We start from the raw sequence: 15434 nt of genomic DNA, 5'->3' as shown, positions 1-15434 counted from the left end.
AGTGAAACCTTGGGTTCACCAGGTTTCATGCTATCGTTGTTATCGACTTGTGACCTTGTGCGCGGAAAGGAGACCTAGGATGACCAGCACCCCACGCCGAGTCCTCGCTTTTATTGCGGCCGGTCTCCTCCTCGCCGTGGCCATTGGCATGGTGGTCTGGCGCACGAGTGCCCCGAATTCCGTTGTCCCTGAACCTTCGGCAGCCACGGCTGAGACCGGCTCCTCGACGCCGCGGACTTCCTCTTCTGAGCACTCCTACACCACCACGTCTTCTGCCCCGCAGTCGACGACGTCGCAGGAACAGATTGCAGCCCCCGCAGAAGATCCCTACTTGGCGCCGAACGCTGTCTTGGACCGCACAGAACCAGCTCAGCCCACGGCTATCTACCGTCCTGATAACGTTTCATCGCTACACAATCAGCAGCCTCAGGACACCGCGCAGCCCCAGGCTTCGAACAATCCACAGGCACCGCAGAGCTCGCCGGATTCTTCTGCTACTGCTAGTGCCACTTCCTCACCTGGTGCGCCAACCCCGGGTTCCACCGCTAACGGCACCCCGAGCACTGAGCCCACCGCTCAGCCAGAGCCGCAGACTGCATCCCCGCAGGATGCGCAGCAAGATGATCGCACTGAACCTGGCAGTACTGAGCCCCAGGTGTCCACTGCACCTGAGCACACTCACGCTCCGAATGCCCCGGCGAACTCTCAGGACACGCAGCCAGCAGGTCTCGCCCAGGAAGCCCCGAAACCTCAGGAAGAACCGCACACCGATGTAAGGTTCAAGGAACCGACTGCCGAGCAGGAGAATGCCCACGACTCGCAAAAGGTGCAAGAGGAGATTGCGGATAAGCTCGCTGAGCTGGAACGCGAGCGTGAGCAGGACGCCTCCCGTACTAACGAGGCACCCAAGCCCGCTGCTCCGACCGACGATGCCCCGGCAGCCGAGGAGCCTGCCGCGAACGAACCCGCTGCAGACACCCCCGCCGCCCCTGCGCCGGAACAGCCTGCAGGCGAGGAAGCGCCCGCACAGATTGCGTCCACTGACCGCGAGGGTGCGCGAACAGACTCAACTGCTGAAAACTCCGCCGAGGACGAGGACAAGGACAAGGCTCCTGTGAAGGCCGAGATCCCAGTGGCACCGGAACTGCCGTCCTCCCCGGCTGAATTGTCCGGGCTGTCCGGCCGCGCTTAACGTCGCCGCCGCGCCTATCGCACGCTCATCGCCTCCCACACACCGCACTATCTTCGCGCTGTTCTTACCCCGCAGCGCGCACAGTGGCAGCTCCTGACTTAGACCAATTTAGTGCGGAACAATCCCACCCCATCACCGAAAACCGCCAGGTAGCAGTGCCAAGTATGACGTTGCTTGCCCACCCATGTCCTAAGTCGGGGCACAATGACCATTTTCGTAAGGCACTGCACGTATCTTCGCGAAACGAACTACCTTCTTCGTTCCCCCAAGCAACGCGCAACGTCTGCATCCCTCCATCGACATGCTGGAAGCATCTTACAAAAGGCGTCTGACAAAAGGCATCAGTCATAAGGCGTTTTCAGACCCAAAGATGCCTTTTGCTAGATGCCCTCTGAGGGACGCCCTTCTGACTTAGACCAATTTAGTGCGGAAAAATCCCACCCCACCACCGAAAACCGCCAGGTAGCAGTGCCAAGAATGACGTTGCTCACCTACCCATGACCTAAGCCGGGTTATACGCGGGCGATAAACACCTGTGCGCTGTCCTTACCCGCAGCGCGAACAGTGGCAGCTGGGTCGCCGGCAGGAATCCAAGCGGCACGGCCGGCGCTGAGCGCCACACTCTCGCCGTGCTCGTTGTTAACATCAACGGCGCCGGAGGTACACAGCACGATTACGGGGCCGTCAAAATCAACGTCAACAGAATCCTCACCGGACAGCTCCACGCGGTCCAGCGCGAACTCCTCAATCGGCACCGGATAAGACCATGCCTGAGCACCGTGGACGTGGTTTTGTGTTGATTTATCTACCTGCGGCACGCGCGGGTCCTTCGCGGCGGAGTAGGTAAGAACCTTGACCAGCTCCGGAACATCCACGAACTTTGGAGTCAGACCGCCACGCAGTACGTTGTCGGAGTTGGCCATGATCTCCACGCCGAGGCCAGAGACATATGCATGCAGCTCACCAGCATTGAGGTAGACCGCTTCGCCCGGCTGCAGCACGATGTGATTCAACAGCAGCGCGCCGAGGACACCGATATCACCCGGGTACTGCTCGTTGAGTGAGGCCACGGTATCCATAACCATGCCCATCCACTCTTCGCCTGCGCCCTGGTCGCGGAGGCGCTCACCGGCAGCCACGACGGCTGCGATAAGCTCCTTGCGCTTAGCGCCCGGGATGGTAATCCACGTGGTGAACAACGCGCGCAGGTTATCGCCCTCTGCCTCCGGCTCGTCCGCGAGCATGCTGACGTAGTGGTCAAGCTCGGGGCACTCCAAGGCGGTGAAGAGACGGCGGGTCTGCTCCAAAGGACGAAAGCCTGCCATGGCGTAGAACTCTGTCAGCGCCACGATGAGCTCAGGTTTGTGGTTGTCGTCCTTGTAGTTGCGGTTGGAGGCTGTCAGCTCAATGCCTGCTGCGTTCTCACGCGCAAAACCTTCCTCTGCCTGCGCCTTCGACGGGTGTGCCTGCAAAGAGAGCGGCTCGGCGGCGGCAAGAATCTTCAGCAGGAAGGGCAGGTTATCGCCGTACTCGCCGGCCACGCGTGAACCTACCTGGTTCGCTGGGTCGGCAGCGATGATGTCATCGAGGCGCTCACCATCCACTGTGGACGGGTCAGCTGGGTGCGCGCCAAACCACAGCTCCGCTACGGGGCTTTGTGCTTCGGGTTCTCCTCGGAGGGCAGGTATCAGTGTGCGCGAACCCCAAGAGTAGTTGCGGGCAGCGCTCTCGAGCAGCTTCATCGATATCCTCTATTTCACGTCATAGGCGGTCGCGGCATAGCTCCGCGTAATCAACTGCAGCGCGCGGGCCAGATCCCCACTGGAGGGGTCGGCGCTCGCCGCAGCGAATGAATGGGCCAGGTTCGCCTCTTCCTGTCCCCATAAAACAATTTTCAAGGGTACCAAAGGCTCCCCGTCTTCAAAGGGGTCGTGGAAGATGTCAGTCGGCGCGTCCTCCAAAATCGGCCCTAGGCCTTCCGCATCCACGACCGAGCCACCCAGCCCATGCGTTGCCCAAATAGCGCCTGCCATGCGGGCAACGAGCGCGCCTAGATGCACGCGCGTTCGCTCCTCAGAGAAGGCATAGGGGTCCGGACCGCTGCTGTGGACAACGCGGCCACCTTCAACGAACTCGCGCAGGGCACGGCCCGGGTTGGTGGTGGAATCGCGCTGCGGGGATAGTGCTTCGATTTCCCGGTCCACGGCTTCCGCCACGTCTTCGAGACGGCGCGCAACCAGCTCGGGGTCTTCGCTCAGCACCGCCTGTACCGCATGTAGTGCCACGATAGCCCGAACGGGGGAGACTCCCTCCGCCGTGGGCAGTTGGTCTATCACCACGGTGCTGTCGGGAGCATCCTCCACCTCGTTGAGGAGAATGGTGGTGGCGCCGCGCCGAGCGGCGTCGTGCAGCGCGCGTTCTGCCCACGGGCTCTCCCCCGCCACGACAGCCACGTCGAGTGCGCCGACGAAACGTGGCAACGATTCGCTGACCACAATGGGCACGTCTGCTGGTTCCGAAAGCCCCACGGTCACGTGCGCAGCGGCCCGGGATATCTGGTCCGCAGCGAGGATGACGAGGGAGCGCGGACGCATGCCGCTCAATGCCCGGGCAAGGTCCGGCACGGCGGAGGCTACGACGCGGGCTTGAGCACCTTCGTGGGCGACGTCGAAGAAGCGCACGGTTTCGGGGTCATAGGAAGTCATGAGCTCGAGCATAGCTAGGATGAGGGACCATGAGCATTCATCCGGTAGTCCTTGTCGGCGGCGGCCCGGGCGCGTGGGACCTCATCACGGTGCGCGGTATGCAGGCTCTGCAGGCCGCGGACGTCATTGTGGCCGATCACCTCGGCCCCACTGCACAGTTGGACAAGCTGTGCGACGTGGACGCCAAGGAGCTTATCGACGTCTCCAAGATCCCCTACCGCAAGCAGGTCGCGCAGGAGCGAATCAACGAGTTCCTCATCGAACATGCCCAGGCGGGCCGCCGGGTGGTCCGTCTTAAGGGCGGCGATCCTTATGTCTTTGGCCGCGGTTTCGAGGAGCTGACCGCACTTTCAGAGGCTGGCGTTCCCGTGGAGGTTATCCCCGGGGTAACCTCCGCTGTGGCGGTGCCGGCGCTGGCGGGCACTCCCGTCACGCATCGCGGCATGGTGCATGCTTTCACGGTGGTCTCCGGCCATCTCCCACCGGGCCATCCGAAGTCTCTTGTCGATTGGGCTGCTCTTGCCCGCTCTGGGGCGACGCTCTCGGTCATTATGGGCGTCAAAAACGCTGCAGCTATTGCCGCGGCGCTTATCGACGCCTCCTTAAGCCCCCACACCCCCGTCCACATCATCCAAGAAGGCTCTCTGGCTGAGGAACGTGCGTTTAGGTGTGAGCTGGCCGAGCTCGGCGCCACGATGGAGGCTCATTCCGTAGCGCCGCCGGCGGTCATCGTTATCGGCGAGGTCGCCGGACTCTAATCCGAGCCCGCGGCCGACGCCCCGACGCGAGCTGTTTCTGCCGTGTCCGCAGAGCTAGCGGCGGAGCCATTTGGCTCTGTGGAGCTCACGACGCGGCTGCCTCCACGCGTTGGGCTCGAGTGGTGGCCCTCGTAGTTCTCTTCGCGCTCGTGGCGCTTGCGGCGGCGGTTGGCCCAGACGGTCAGGGTGACGCCTAGCACCAGTGCGGCGATTTGCAGGCCCACGATAACGCCGTGTGGCAGCGCCCAGCCCAAGGCTTTGGGCACGTTGAGGGTGACGATAGTCGTACCGACGAAGCCGCCCAGCAACGTAGGGTTAATGCGGGAAATCAGCCACGCCGCGATGGGTGCAGTAATCATGCCACCGATAAGAAGCGCCACCACGGCTGCGGCATTAGCCACGATCTCTTGCCACAGGCCCACGATGAATCCGGCGGTAGCGCCGAAAGTCACGAGGAATTCCGCGGTGTTCACCGTACCGACGATGCGACGCGGCTGTTCACGGCCGACCGCCATGAGCGTCGACGTGGAGATTGGACCCCAGCCGCCGCCACCGGAGGCATCCACGAAGCCGCCGACAATACCTAGTCCGGTAAGGAATGGGGTGGAATGCGGTCGCGAGGTGGAGGTCTTCTTCGGGCGGAGACGGGAAAAACGCCACACCAGGTTAATACCCAAGATGAGGAGGATGGTGGAGGTGACTGGTACTGCGGATTCCAGTGACAGGTTGGAGAGCACCGTCGCGCCCACGAACGCTGAGATGGCGCCTGGGACACCGAGCTTGAGCACCGTTGGCCAGTGCACGTTGCCGAAACGCCAGTGGCTAATACCGGAGACGAGGGTCGTTCCCAACTCCGAGGTGTGGACTACGGCCGAGGCCGTTGCTGGGCCGAGGCCAGCAAGCAGCAATATGGTCGTGGAGGTGACTCCAAAGCCCATGCCGATGCCGCCATCAACGAGCTGTGCAGCGGCACCCGCAAGGGCGATGAGAATGAGGCTACGCATGAGCCACCTCCTGGAAACGTTGGGACACGATGTCCGCTAGGGCTTCCCCTAGCGGTGGTAGCACCTTTCGGTGCTGTGGGGTCGATGGATTGTCGGAATGGGGAGCAAGGCGGTCAAGCAACAAACCAGGGCTGACGAAGAGCGGCACGACCACTTCGCTATGAGAACTGGGCGCAATGCGCCCAGCATGTCGCGTGGCATAGGCGGCTTCGGCCTCACATCCGGTGAGCTCACCCACGCGACGGGCGAGATCCGCGACAGCGGCATTAGCCTGTTCGTCGGAGGAACCAACGGAGTAAACCACTACCTTATCGGCACCGGCAGGAACCCGCGCGGCGAGAAGCTGGGCCATGTCCTCACCAGTGCCGAGGCCGCGAGCTCGACGCAGAGGAAGACCAGAGGATGCAGTCGCACCGTTTATCGCGGCGGGCACGTCCACGCGCTGGTGATAGCCCTCAGTAAAGAGCAGTGGGACGACAACAGCATCGCGCTCTCCGCGCTGAGCCATCTCCTGCGCCACGGCTTCTAGGGTCGGTTCATTGAATTCGAGGTGCGCGGACATAGCCGGAACGCCGGCGAGTTTGCCGGCGGCGCGGGTCAGGGCCTCCACGTGTGGTGCGGCTGCTGGGTGACGCGAGCCGTGCGACAACGTAATGAGTGCGGTCATGATGGCTCTCCTCAGTTGACGGTTAGGCCTGCGGCGCGGTGGAGTGACCGCGTCGAGCTAGGGAACGCTTGAGTGCTTCGTTAGCGGACACCGCCGGCGCGGGAGCTACCGGGGCATCGTCCTGGCCGTGGAAGCGCAAAGAGAAGATACGCAGGCACTCGTGGCACTTCCAGGCAAAGTCGTCTTCCTCATCTGGGAAAAGGTCGGTGCCGGCGCAGTAGGGGCAGTACGCCGGGTGGTTGCGGTTGGGGTTGGGCTCGCGGCGGAAATTCACTGCAGGTCCTCCTCGTCAGCGCGCAGTACCCAGTGGCGGAACTCTTCGCCGTCGTCGCGCTGCTCTTTGTACTTGTTGACCAAGCGGATGACGTACTCCGGCAGCTCGTCGGCCACGACCTTGTGACCGCGCAGCTTGCGGCCCCAGTCCGGGGAGAGACCCAGCGCACCGCCCAGGTGCACTTGGAAACCTTCCACGCGGTTGCCGTCCGCATCAGTGACAATCTGACCCTTAAGCCCGATGTCAGCCACCTGCGAGCGAGCACATGCGTTCGGGCAACCGTTGAGAGCGATGGAAAGGGGGACGTCGAGGTCACCCAAGGTGTCCTCCAAGATGTCGACGAGCTCGATGGCGCGGGCCTTGGTGGTCACGTGCGCGAGCTTGCAGAACTCCAAGCCAGTGCAGGAGATGACGCCGCGACGGAACTCCGAGGGCTGGGAGTACAGCCCCGTCTCATCAAGCGCACGAGAGAGCTCTGGAATGTCCTTTTCCTCCACGTCGAGGAAGAGCAGCTCCTTCATCGGGGTCGTGCGGATGCGGGTAATGCCAAATTTCTCTGCCACGTCCGCGATGGCAATGAGCTGTTCGCCCGTCGCGTGGCCCACGGTGGGCTTTACGCCAACGTAGAACTTGCCGTCCTGCTGGCGATGCACGCCGACGTGGTCACGGTTGCCGGGTGCGACGGGGAGCGGGAGGCCGTCGAGAAACGGCTCGTCCAAGTATTCCTCTTCGAGGACCTGACGGAATTTCTCAATGCCCCACTGCGCCACGAGGAACTTCAGGCGCGCACGATTGCGGTTGCGACGGAAGCCGTAGTCGCGGAAGATGCGGGCCACTCCAGCCCAGACCTCCGGAACACGCTCGAGCGGGATCCAGGCACCAAGTGACTGCGAGAGCATCGGGTTGGTGGACAGGCCGCCGCCGACAAAGCAATCGAAGCCGGGACCGTACTCAGGGTGGTCGGTGCCAACGAAAGCGACATCCTGGATTTCGTGGGTAACGTCCTGGCGGGCGTTGCCGGAGATTGCGCTCTTGAACTTGCGCGGCAGGTTATGGAACTCATCGCGCAGCAAGTAGTCGTTCTTAATCTCTTCGATGGCCGGGGTGGCATCGATAATCTCATCCGCTGCCACGCCAGCAACGGGAGATCCGAGAATGACACGAGGTACGTCGCCGCACCCCAGCAGGGTATCGAGGCCGACGGAGCGTAACTTCTCCCAGATGGCGGGGACATTCTCAATCTCAATCCAGTGCAGCTGAATGTTCTGGCGATCGGTGAAGTCAGCTGTCGAACGTGCATAATCGCGGGAAATCTCTCCCACTGCGCGCAGCTTGGCGGGATCGGCGCAGCCGCCATCGAAGCGCACGCGCATCATGAAGTACTCATCCTGCAGCTCGGCGTTGGAGAGCTTGGAGGTCATCTCTCCGCCCAGGTTTTGGTTGCGCTGGGTGTACAGGCCCAACCATTTAAAGCGTGGAGCAAGGTCTTCGGGTCGAATGGAGGAAAATCCCCGCTTGGAGTAGATGTCAATAACGCGCTGGCGCACCGCGAGGGCGTCGTCAGCCTGCTTAATCTCCTCGTCAGCGTTGAGCGGGGAGGTACCATCAATCTTCCACTGACCTTCCGGCTTCTTCGCGCGGGGCTTTCGCTGTGTGGCGGTGGTCATAGTCTGCTGCCTTTCGTCGGTTAGTGAAAACCTACCGGTCTAGATGAAACAGACAAAGCAGTCTTTTTTATTTTCGGAGCAATATGCGAAGCACGCTGCGTCTATGCCACAATGATCTCCGAATGTAATTAGGCATAGTTGCCCAACAGCAGACAAGACGGTTCAATAAAGCCCACGCTTGTTAAAGAACTAAGCTTTCGATAGTTAGTACAACACTCCGAAAGGTCATCCATGACTCAGCAGCCCCTGAAAGTAGCCGTCATCGGCGCCGGCCCAGCCGGCATTTACGCATCCGACATCCTGGTGAAGAAAACCGGCGGCAACGTTCAGATCGATCTCATCGAGCAGATGCCCGCACCGTTTGGCCTGATCCGCTACGGCGTGGCGCCGGACCACCCGCGTATTAAGGGCATTGTCAACTCCCTGCACCGCGTGCTTGATTCCGAACAGATCCGTCTGCTGTCCAACATCACCGTGGGCCGCGATGTGACTGTCGCCGAGCTCGAGGAGTACTACGACGCTATCGTCTTCGCTACCGGTGCCGTTGGCGACTTGGGCATGACCATCCCCGGCTCCGACCTCGAGGGCGTGCATGGCGCAGGCGAGTTCGTCGGTTTCTACGATGGCAACCCGCGCTTCGAGCGCTCCTGGGATCTCTCCGCCAAGGAAGTCGCCGTCATTGGCGTGGGCAACGTGGGCCTCGACGTGGCCCGCATCCTGGCCAAGACTGGCGATGAGCTCAAGGAAGCTACCGAAATCCCCGATAACGTCTACGAGTCCCTGGCTAAGAACCAGGCCACCACCGTGCGCGTGTTCGGTCGCCGCGGCCCGGCACAGGCCAAGTTCACCCCGCTGGAGCTCAAGGAGCTCGACCACTCCCCGACCATCAACGTGGTCGTGGACCCGGAGGACATTGACTACGACGAAGCCTCCCTCAAGGCCCGCGAGGAGGCCAAGTCTTGCGACTTGGTCTGCCAGACCCTGGAGGGCTATGCCATCCGCGAACCTAAGGATGCCCCGCATACCCTGCAGATTCATCTCTTTGAGCAGCCGGTCGAGTTTATCGGTGAAGATGGCAAGGTGACTGCCGTGAAGACCGAACGCACCGCCCTCAACGGTGATGGTTCTGTCTCCGGCACCGGTAAGTTCACCGAGTGGCCGGCGCAGGCCGTCTACCTGGCCGTGGGCTACCGCTCCGATGCCATCGAAGGCGTGCCTTTCAACACGCAGAAGAACGTCATCAACAACGACGGCGGCCACGTCGTCGATCTCGACGGCACCATCGTGCCGGGCCTCTACACCACCGGCTGGATCAAGCGTGGTCCGGTGGGGCTTATCGGCAACACCAAGTCCGACGCCACCGAGACCATCGGCATGCTGCTTGCCGACGCCGAAGCAGGCAACCTCTCCCACGACCGCGAGGAGGACATCGTCGAGCTCTTCAAGTCCAAGGGCCTGGAGCACCTGACCTGGGAGGGCTGGAAGAAGCTCGACGCCGCCGAGCGCGCCCTGGGCGAGGCCGAGGGCCGCGAGCGCAAGAAGTTTGTCGAGTGGGAAGAGATGATTACCCACTCGCGCGACTAGGCTGCTGTCTCAAGGCTGGGCCCACAGCCCCGACGGCAGATCCTCGCCGCCAACGGCAAGGCCTCCTGAACTAAAACTGCCCTATCTGACGAAACTCTCGCCTCCGCCACAATTAACGCGGAGAAGATCGTCAGTTAGGGCAGTTCTTGTCTCAAGGGCTGCGCGTGAAGGCACATGCCCTCACGCTACGCGCGGATGATGGCGAGGACCTCGTCGACGATGGCCTGCACCTCGTCGGCGGTCTTTGCTTCAACATTGAGGCGCAGCAGCGGCTCGGTGTTGGAGGCGCGCACGTTGAACCACGCATCAGTGCCCTTGAGCTGCACGGTCACACCATCAAGCTCGTCGACGGCCTCAATCTTGTCCGCCAACTCATCCAGTACGCGCTGCGTCGTAGCCTTCTGATCCTCCACGGTGGAGTTGATTTCACCCGAAGCCTCGTAGCGCGAGTACTGCGCCATGAGCTCGCTCAACGGCTTATCCTGCTCGCCCAGCGCGGCGAGCACGTGCATGGCCGCGAGCATGCCAGAATCGGCGTTCCAGAACTCCTGGAAGTAGTAGTGCGCAGAGTGCTCGCCACCGAAGACTGCCTTGTGTTCAGCCATCTGGGCCTTGATGAAGGAGTGGCCTACGCGGGTGCGCACGGCCTTGCCGCCCTTCTCCGCGATGAGCTCCGGAACGGTCTTCGAGGTAATCAGGTTATGGATCACCGTGGAGCCCGGGAACTTGTCCAAGTAGCGTTCCGCCACCAGCGCACAAATGGCTGACGGCGAGACCGGCTGACCCTTCTCATCCACCACGAAGCAGCGATCCGCATCGCCGTCGAAGGCCAGACCAATATCAGCCTTCTGCTCCACGGTGAACTTTTGCAGGTCCACCAGGTTCTTCGGATCGAGCGGGTTAGCCTCGTGGTTCGGGAAGGTGCCGTCGAGCTCAAAGTAGAGATCGCGGACGTCGAAAGGCAGGCCCTCGAAAACAGCCGGGACGGTGTGGCCGCCCATGCCGTTGGCGGCGTCGACAGCCACGACGAGCGGGCGGGAGTTCTCCAGCGGAACCAGACCGCGCAGGAAGGCGGCATAGTCTCCCAGCACCTCACGCTCGGTGATGGTGCCTGGCTCCCCGTCAAAGGCCGGGGTGCCGTCGATCAGCATGTCCTTGATCTGCTCCAGGCCAGTCTCCTGCCCTACTGGAACAGCACCGGCGCGGCAGAGCTTGATGCCGTTGTACTGCGCCGGGTTGTGGGAGGCGGTGAACATAGCACCCGCGCAGTTGAGGTCGCCGGCGGCAAAGTAGAGCTCATCAGTAGAGGTCAGTCCCAACATAATGACGTTGACACCTTGTGCTGCAGCGCCTTCGGCGAAGGCTGTTGCCAGCTGCGGGGAGGACGGGCGCATGTCATGGCCCACCGCCAGGGTGGTCTCGCCTTCGCCGCGCAGGATGGCGGCGTAGGCTGCGCCAGTATCCCGTACGAAGGTCTCATCGATGTCCTCGCCCACAACGCCACGGACGTCATAAGCCTTGATCACTGCATTGAGCTGTTCACGAGTTCGCATAGCCCTACAGCATACTCATGTCCTCTGGCACCTCTGCGCTGGGAAACACGGTGCAAAGGAAACCTAAAATGCTCGTGCTGAGCGCTAGTCGGCGTCTGGTACCACCGTCAGGTGCGCGCGCCGGCGTTGGCGGGCGTCGTGAACCCGCCGGGTACGGAAGACCGGGTGATTGGAGTTGCGCGGGTCCGCGCCGTCGAAGGTGGCGGAGTAGTCAATGGGATCGGCTCCGGAGCCGGTCGTGGAATCGTCGACAAGCCCGGTGGTTACGCGGCCAGCCTCACGCACGGCCTCAGCCAGAGCAGTGAGGTCATCATCCTCATCGAGCTCGATGCGATCAACACGGACCATCTCCCACCCTTGGGGCGCAGTGATGCGCTCGCTGTGCTTCTCGCACAGGTCCCATGCATGGGGATCAGTATCTTCAGACAGTGGGCCCACAACGGCGGTTTGTTGGGCGTAAGCATAGGTCAACGTAGCCACGGCGGGACGGCCGCAGCCGGGGCGGGAGCAACGGCGGGAGCTATTCACGGCCCCAAGTCTAAACCCAAACTTGAGATTTCGATAGTCCTACACGGCGTGCCCCCTGCCCAAGCATCGCCACCGCGCCTTAAACTAAGCCGCATGAGCACGCCCCGACCCCACATTCGCCCGGCCCGCCACCGTCATGGCCGCGGCGCTCGCGGGCCGCTGCTACCCCATGCAACGCCCCGCTACCGCAGCAACGCTGAGCGCTTCGATATGGCCGTACTCGAGGCTTACGCACCCATCCAAAACGCTTTCGCTGAACAGCTCGCTGGCTTAGACCTGGCCGTCGACACCGTGCCCCGCATGCGATTGTCTGTGGACATGACGGTCATGCCGGATGAGATCATTGCGGACGGTCCCGTTCCTTTGGGGCGCATCGTGCCGGCGGGAGTCGATTCAGCGGGGCAACCGACCCGTGCTCGCTTGGTCATCTTCCGCATGCCAGTAGAGGAACGCGTGCGCTCAGCCCGAGAGCGCGAAGAGCTACTGTCCACCGTGCTCACCGCACTTGTGGCCAACTACCTCAACGTGGACCCAGAAGATATCGATCCGCGATTTAGCTGGTAAAACGCCACTCTCCCCCGCCATGCCCTGCGGGAAGCAAAGGAATGACGAGGGAGAGGAAGATGCTGCACTACCAGATCCGCTGCGCTAGCCGATTTCACGTTTTAATCGGCGGCGCTCACGGTCTGACAATCCACCCCAGATTCCAAAGCGCTCATCGTGCTCAAGCGCATACTCAAGGCATTCATCACGCACGGCGCAGGCCTGGCAGATGCGCTTGGCCTCACGCGTTGAGCCTCCCTTTTCCGGGAAGAAGGCCTCCGGGTCCGTCTGGGCGCACAGCGCCTGGTCTTGCCACTCCTGCTCGACGGCACCAAAGAGTTCATCGAGCGACATCTCTGCAGCAGCACCGCCACGGAGAATAGCGCTGTTATTCGTTGTATTGTCCACGCCGCTTCCTTTCTCCGAGGTCGTTTCTCTCTTTTAGTCGGTGGCACCGACCGTACACCGAAAGTTGTTCTCGGTGCCCTGCCCGCCGTGCCGTTGATTACACTGATGTCATTTCACACCGGATCACTAAATATCGTCAACCTGTCGGGAGTCATTTTTCCGCGATCCCAGCAAAAACGCTGCACACGATCCTCAACTTTCACACCAGTCACAACGTGCCAGCCTTGGGGGTGAACATCGGGGGTACTACATGTAGTGGCCACCCCCTACCCTGTGAACAATTCCAAGGTTTCTTCGGCGTGTCGCCACCCAACCGCGCAGATCTCGTGGATCTCAATCGCACCACTAAAACCATCCGTCACGGCATAAAAGTGGCGCCGGGAAGGTATTTCCCCAGCGCCGAGCTTTACGATCGCTTCGTAGTTGCGCCTAAGTGCTAGCCACAGCTTTGTGTTTAGGCGTCCGAGCTGAAACGCACTCCCGCATCCGGAAGGGTCACACCTGGGAAGACGCGCATGCCGCCCTGCAGCTCGCAGCGAGCACCAATCGTCGCGCCTTCACCGATGACGCAGTTATCAATGTGCGCATTGGCACCGATGTGCGCGCCAGACGCGATGATGGAATTGCTAATGATGGCGCCCGGTTCAATGGTCACGCCGTCGAAGACCACGGTGCCATCAAGGCGCGAGCCCGCGCCGATGACCGAGCCACGCCCCACAGCCGTGCCCGAGAGCAACAGCACGCCACCAGCAATGCCAGCAGACTCGTCCACCACCGACTCGCCAGTGCGGCCAGTCAGCAGCGGCGAGTGCGCAATGCCGCGCACCAGGTCAGAAGAACCACGCACGAAATCATCCGGGCGGCCCATATCGCGCCAGTAGGAATTATCCACGTGGCCCACAACGAGGTGACCAGACTCCAGAAGCTGCGGGAAGGTCTCACGCTCAACGGAGACCACACGGTCAGCCGGGATGGTCTCAATAACCTCACGCTTGAACACGTAGCAGCCAGCATTAATCTGGTTCGTCGGCGGATCCTCAGTCTTCTCCAGGAAGGCGGTGACTCGGCCATTGGAGTCCGTCGGAACGCAACCAAATGCACGCGGGTCCGCCACATTCAGCAGGTGCATCGTGACGTCTGCCTGCTTCGAGTGGTGCGTATCAAGGATGCCGTTGAGGTCCATGCCGGAGAGCACGTCACCGTTGAACACCATGACGGTGTCCTGGCGCAGCTTGTCGTAGACGTTGCGGATACCACCACCGGTGCCCAGCGCGGTCTCCTCCACCACGTACTCAATCTCTAGGCCCAAATCCGAGCCATCACCGAAGTACTCTTCAAAGACCTCAGCCTTGAAGGAGGTGGAGAGCACAACGTGCTCAATTCCGGCCTCCTTGATACGGGCCAGAAGGTGCTGAAGGAAGGGGTAGTTGGCCGTCGGCAGCATGGGCTTCGGCGTACCAATCGTCAGCGGGCGCAGGCGGGTGCCGCGGCCTCCCACCAGAATGACGGCATCGGCCGTCGATCCCCACTGGGGTGCTGATTCAGTCATATCGATCCTTAAACTCTCACAGATAAGTCACCGTTAGTGTATAGGCCACGAGCCCTAGGACCCGTCGCGGCACGCGCTCAAAGCCAGCCCACGTACCCGAAGTCCCAGCCACAGTGCCGCGCGCAGCGGTGCCTCGAACCAGTGCGGGTACCGATCCGCCTGGAAGCGATAGGCGGAATCATGATGCGCTCGCAGCATCGCGCCGCGGTGTGCTTTCGTCGAATGGCCTTTGGCGTGCGTAATTACCGCCGACGGGCAGAAGATATTGCTCCAGCCTGCCCGCGTGAAGCGATCACCCAAGTCCACGTCTTCCATATACATGAAGTAACGCTCATCAAAGCCGCCAATGGCGTCAAAGGCTTCCCAGCGCACCAAGAGACAGGAGCCAGAGAGCCACCCAGCAGTATGCTCGCTACTCATGTCCGCATCATTGCGGTAGGCCTTCGACCACGGGTTGGAGGGCCACACCGTTCCGAAAAGCGCGTGGCCAATTCCAGTGCTCAGCGTCGGCACCGCGCGCGCCGAGGGATAGTTCGTGCCATCCGGCTCCACGATGCGCGGGCCCACCGCCGCAGCCTGAGGATGACGGCGTGCACAGGCGATGAGCTCGTCCAAGGAACCTTCACTAAAGGTCACATCCGGGTTAGCAATGAGGAAGAATTCTTCATCCACTCCCCTTGCCCGCGCGAAACGGGCACCCGCGTTCATACCTGCGCCATAGCCACTGTTTCCTCCAGTGTCGAGGAATTCCACGTCCTCATGATCCCGCGCGGCGGCTTCGGGCACGCCATCCGTGGAGCCATTGTCGGCGAGGATGGTGAGGGTTGGGTGGGACGTCGCCAAGCACAGCGAGGATAAAAAGTCACTAAGGTAGCGGCCCGGGGAGAACGTCACCGTGACCACTGCCAGGGGTTTGCGTAATTCTTTCACGATGGCATCGAGCGTACCCAACGGCGACGCGCGCACGCGCACGCGACACTGCTTCACGTTTTCGGCGCCTAC

General features: G+C 61.8%; 14 protein-coding genes and 1 pseudogene. 4 read left to right on the top strand and 11 right to left on the bottom strand.

The annotated features are described in order from the left end of the window. Window positions 1–79 precede the first annotated feature (79 nt). The gene (locus NX84_RS04520) at window positions 80–1192 is read left to right on the top strand and encodes a hypothetical protein (protein ID WP_052319663.1); all 1113 of its coding nucleotides are present in this window, start codon (window positions 80–82) and stop codon (window positions 1190–1192) included. A gap of 512 nt (window positions 1193–1704) precedes the next feature. Here the strand turns inward: NX84_RS04520 and manA are convergent. Beyond that, entirely contained in the window at window positions 1705–2934 is a 1230-nt protein-coding gene (gene manA / locus NX84_RS04515; protein ID WP_039674193.1) for a mannose-6-phosphate isomerase, class I, read from the bottom strand. Window positions 2935–2943: 9 nt separating this feature from the next. Further along, window positions 2944–3897 carry an exopolyphosphatase gene (locus NX84_RS04510; RefSeq protein WP_231913703.1) on the bottom strand — a complete coding sequence of 318 codons (954 nt, stop codon included), beginning with the start codon at window positions 3895–3897 and terminating at the stop codon, window positions 2944–2946. A gap of 29 nt (window positions 3898–3926) precedes the next feature. Here NX84_RS04510 and cobA point away from each other — a divergent pair, with 29 nt between their 5' ends. Next, window positions 3927–4655 carry a uroporphyrinogen-III C-methyltransferase gene (cobA, locus tag NX84_RS04505; protein WP_052319662.1) on the top strand — a complete coding sequence of 243 codons (729 nt, stop codon included), beginning with the start codon at window positions 3927–3929 and terminating at the stop codon, window positions 4653–4655. On the opposite strand, the gene NX84_RS04500 is transcribed toward cobA, so the two are convergent. From NX84_RS04500 to NX84_RS04485, 4 genes and pseudogenes are all read right to left on the bottom strand, one after another. Further along, complete coding sequence (locus NX84_RS04500) at window positions 4652–5659, bottom strand: sulfite exporter TauE/SafE family protein (RefSeq protein WP_039674189.1); 1008 nt, start codon at window positions 5657–5659, stop codon at window positions 4652–4654. The two genes, cobA and NX84_RS04500, sit on opposite strands and share 4 nt — an antisense overlap. A 346-nt stretch (window positions 5660–6005) precedes the next feature. Then, window positions 6006–6326: pseudogene (locus NX84_RS13320) on the bottom strand (sirohydrochlorin chelatase); the annotation flags it as partial. Between the two features lie 22 nt (window positions 6327–6348). Further along, on the bottom strand, window positions 6349–6600 hold the full coding sequence (locus NX84_RS04490) for a hypothetical protein (RefSeq protein ID WP_039674185.1): 252 nt from the start codon (window positions 6598–6600) through the stop codon (window positions 6349–6351). Next, a complete protein-coding gene (locus NX84_RS04485) occupies window positions 6597–8267 on the bottom strand; it encodes a nitrite/sulfite reductase (protein ID WP_039674183.1) in 1671 nt (556 codons plus the stop codon). Before NX84_RS04485 ends, NX84_RS04490 begins: the two co-directional genes overlap by 4 nt. A gap of 231 nt (window positions 8268–8498) precedes the next feature. Between NX84_RS04485 and NX84_RS04480 the strand changes: the two genes are divergently transcribed. Next, window positions 8499–9851 (top strand): FAD-dependent oxidoreductase, encoded by a 1353-nt coding sequence (locus tag NX84_RS04480; RefSeq protein ID WP_039674181.1) that lies wholly within the window; start codon window positions 8499–8501, stop codon window positions 9849–9851. A gap of 185 nt (window positions 9852–10036) precedes the next feature. Here the strand turns inward: NX84_RS04480 and NX84_RS04475 are convergent, their stop codons facing one another. Together NX84_RS04475 and NX84_RS04470 are read right to left on the bottom strand one after the other, a co-directional pair. Continuing rightward, window positions 10037–11404, bottom strand: coding sequence for a phosphomannomutase/phosphoglucomutase (locus NX84_RS04475; protein WP_039674179.1), 1368 nt, complete (start codon window positions 11402–11404; stop codon window positions 10037–10039). Window positions 11405–11488: 84 nt separating this feature from the next. Further along, complete coding sequence (locus NX84_RS04470) at window positions 11489–11932, bottom strand: DUF3499 domain-containing protein (RefSeq protein ID WP_082013898.1); 444 nt, start codon at window positions 11930–11932, stop codon at window positions 11489–11491. Window positions 11933–12025: 93 nt separating this feature from the next. Here NX84_RS04470 and NX84_RS04465 point away from each other — a divergent pair, with 93 nt between their 5' ends. Further along, window positions 12026–12496 (top strand): metallopeptidase family protein, encoded by a 471-nt coding sequence (locus tag NX84_RS04465; protein ID WP_039674175.1) that lies wholly within the window; start codon window positions 12026–12028, stop codon window positions 12494–12496. Between the two features lie 84 nt (window positions 12497–12580). Here the strand turns inward: NX84_RS04465 and NX84_RS04460 are convergent, their stop codons facing one another. From NX84_RS04460 to NX84_RS04450, 3 genes are all read right to left on the bottom strand, one after another. After that, the gene (locus tag NX84_RS04460; protein ID WP_005528147.1) at window positions 12581–12829 is read right to left on the bottom strand and encodes a WhiB family transcriptional regulator; all 249 of its coding nucleotides are present in this window, start codon (window positions 12827–12829) and stop codon (window positions 12581–12583) included. 508 nt (window positions 12830–13337) lie between these two features. After that, on the bottom strand, window positions 13338–14432 hold the full coding sequence (manB, locus tag NX84_RS04455) for a mannose-1-phosphate guanylyltransferase (protein ID WP_039674171.1): 1095 nt from the start codon (window positions 14430–14432) through the stop codon (window positions 13338–13340). A gap of 54 nt (window positions 14433–14486) precedes the next feature. Next, window positions 14487–15398: a glycosyltransferase family 2 protein gene (locus NX84_RS04450; protein WP_082013908.1), complete on the bottom strand. Its 912-nt coding sequence runs from the start codon at window positions 15396–15398 to the stop codon at window positions 14487–14489. Between the last annotated feature and the right edge of the window lie 36 nt (window positions 15399–15434).

Origin of the sequence: Corynebacterium minutissimum, from assembly GCF_000805675.1 — a bacterium.
In the GTDB taxonomy this organism is placed as follows: Bacteria; Actinomycetota; Actinomycetes; order Mycobacteriales; family Mycobacteriaceae; genus Corynebacterium; species Corynebacterium minutissimum.
This window is presented reverse-complemented; position numbering and strand designations above follow the sequence as displayed.

Coding starts and splice junctions, on each gene's coding strand:
- NX84_RS04520 (WP_052319663.1), top strand. CDS start 80: ATGACCAGCACCCCACGCCGAGTCCTCGCTTTTATTGCGGCCGGTCTC.
- manA (WP_039674193.1), bottom strand. CDS start 2,934: ATGAAGCTGCTCGAGAGCGCTGCCCGCAACTACTCTTGGGGTTCGCGC.
- NX84_RS04510 (WP_231913703.1), bottom strand. CDS start 3,897: ATGACTTCCTATGACCCCGAAACCGTGCGCTTCTTCGACGTCGCCCAC.
- cobA (WP_052319662.1), top strand. CDS start 3,927: ATGAGCATTCATCCGGTAGTCCTTGTCGGCGGCGGCCCGGGCGCGTGG.
- NX84_RS04500 (WP_039674189.1), bottom strand. CDS start 5,659: ATGCGTAGCCTCATTCTCATCGCCCTTGCGGGTGCCGCTGCACAGCTC.
- NX84_RS04485 (WP_039674183.1), bottom strand. CDS start 8,267: ATGACCACCGCCACACAGCGAAAGCCCCGCGCGAAGAAGCCGGAAGGT.
- NX84_RS04480 (WP_039674181.1), top strand. CDS start 8,499: ATGACTCAGCAGCCCCTGAAAGTAGCCGTCATCGGCGCCGGCCCAGCC.
- NX84_RS04475 (WP_039674179.1), bottom strand. CDS start 11,404: ATGCGAACTCGTGAACAGCTCAATGCAGTGATCAAGGCTTATGACGTC.
- NX84_RS04465 (WP_039674175.1), top strand. CDS start 12,026: ATGAGCACGCCCCGACCCCACATTCGCCCGGCCCGCCACCGTCATGGC.
- NX84_RS04460 (WP_005528147.1), bottom strand. CDS start 12,829: ATGTCGCTCGATGAACTCTTTGGTGCCGTCGAGCAGGAGTGGCAAGAC.
- manB (WP_039674171.1), bottom strand. CDS start 14,432: ATGACTGAATCAGCACCCCAGTGGGGATCGACGGCCGATGCCGTCATT.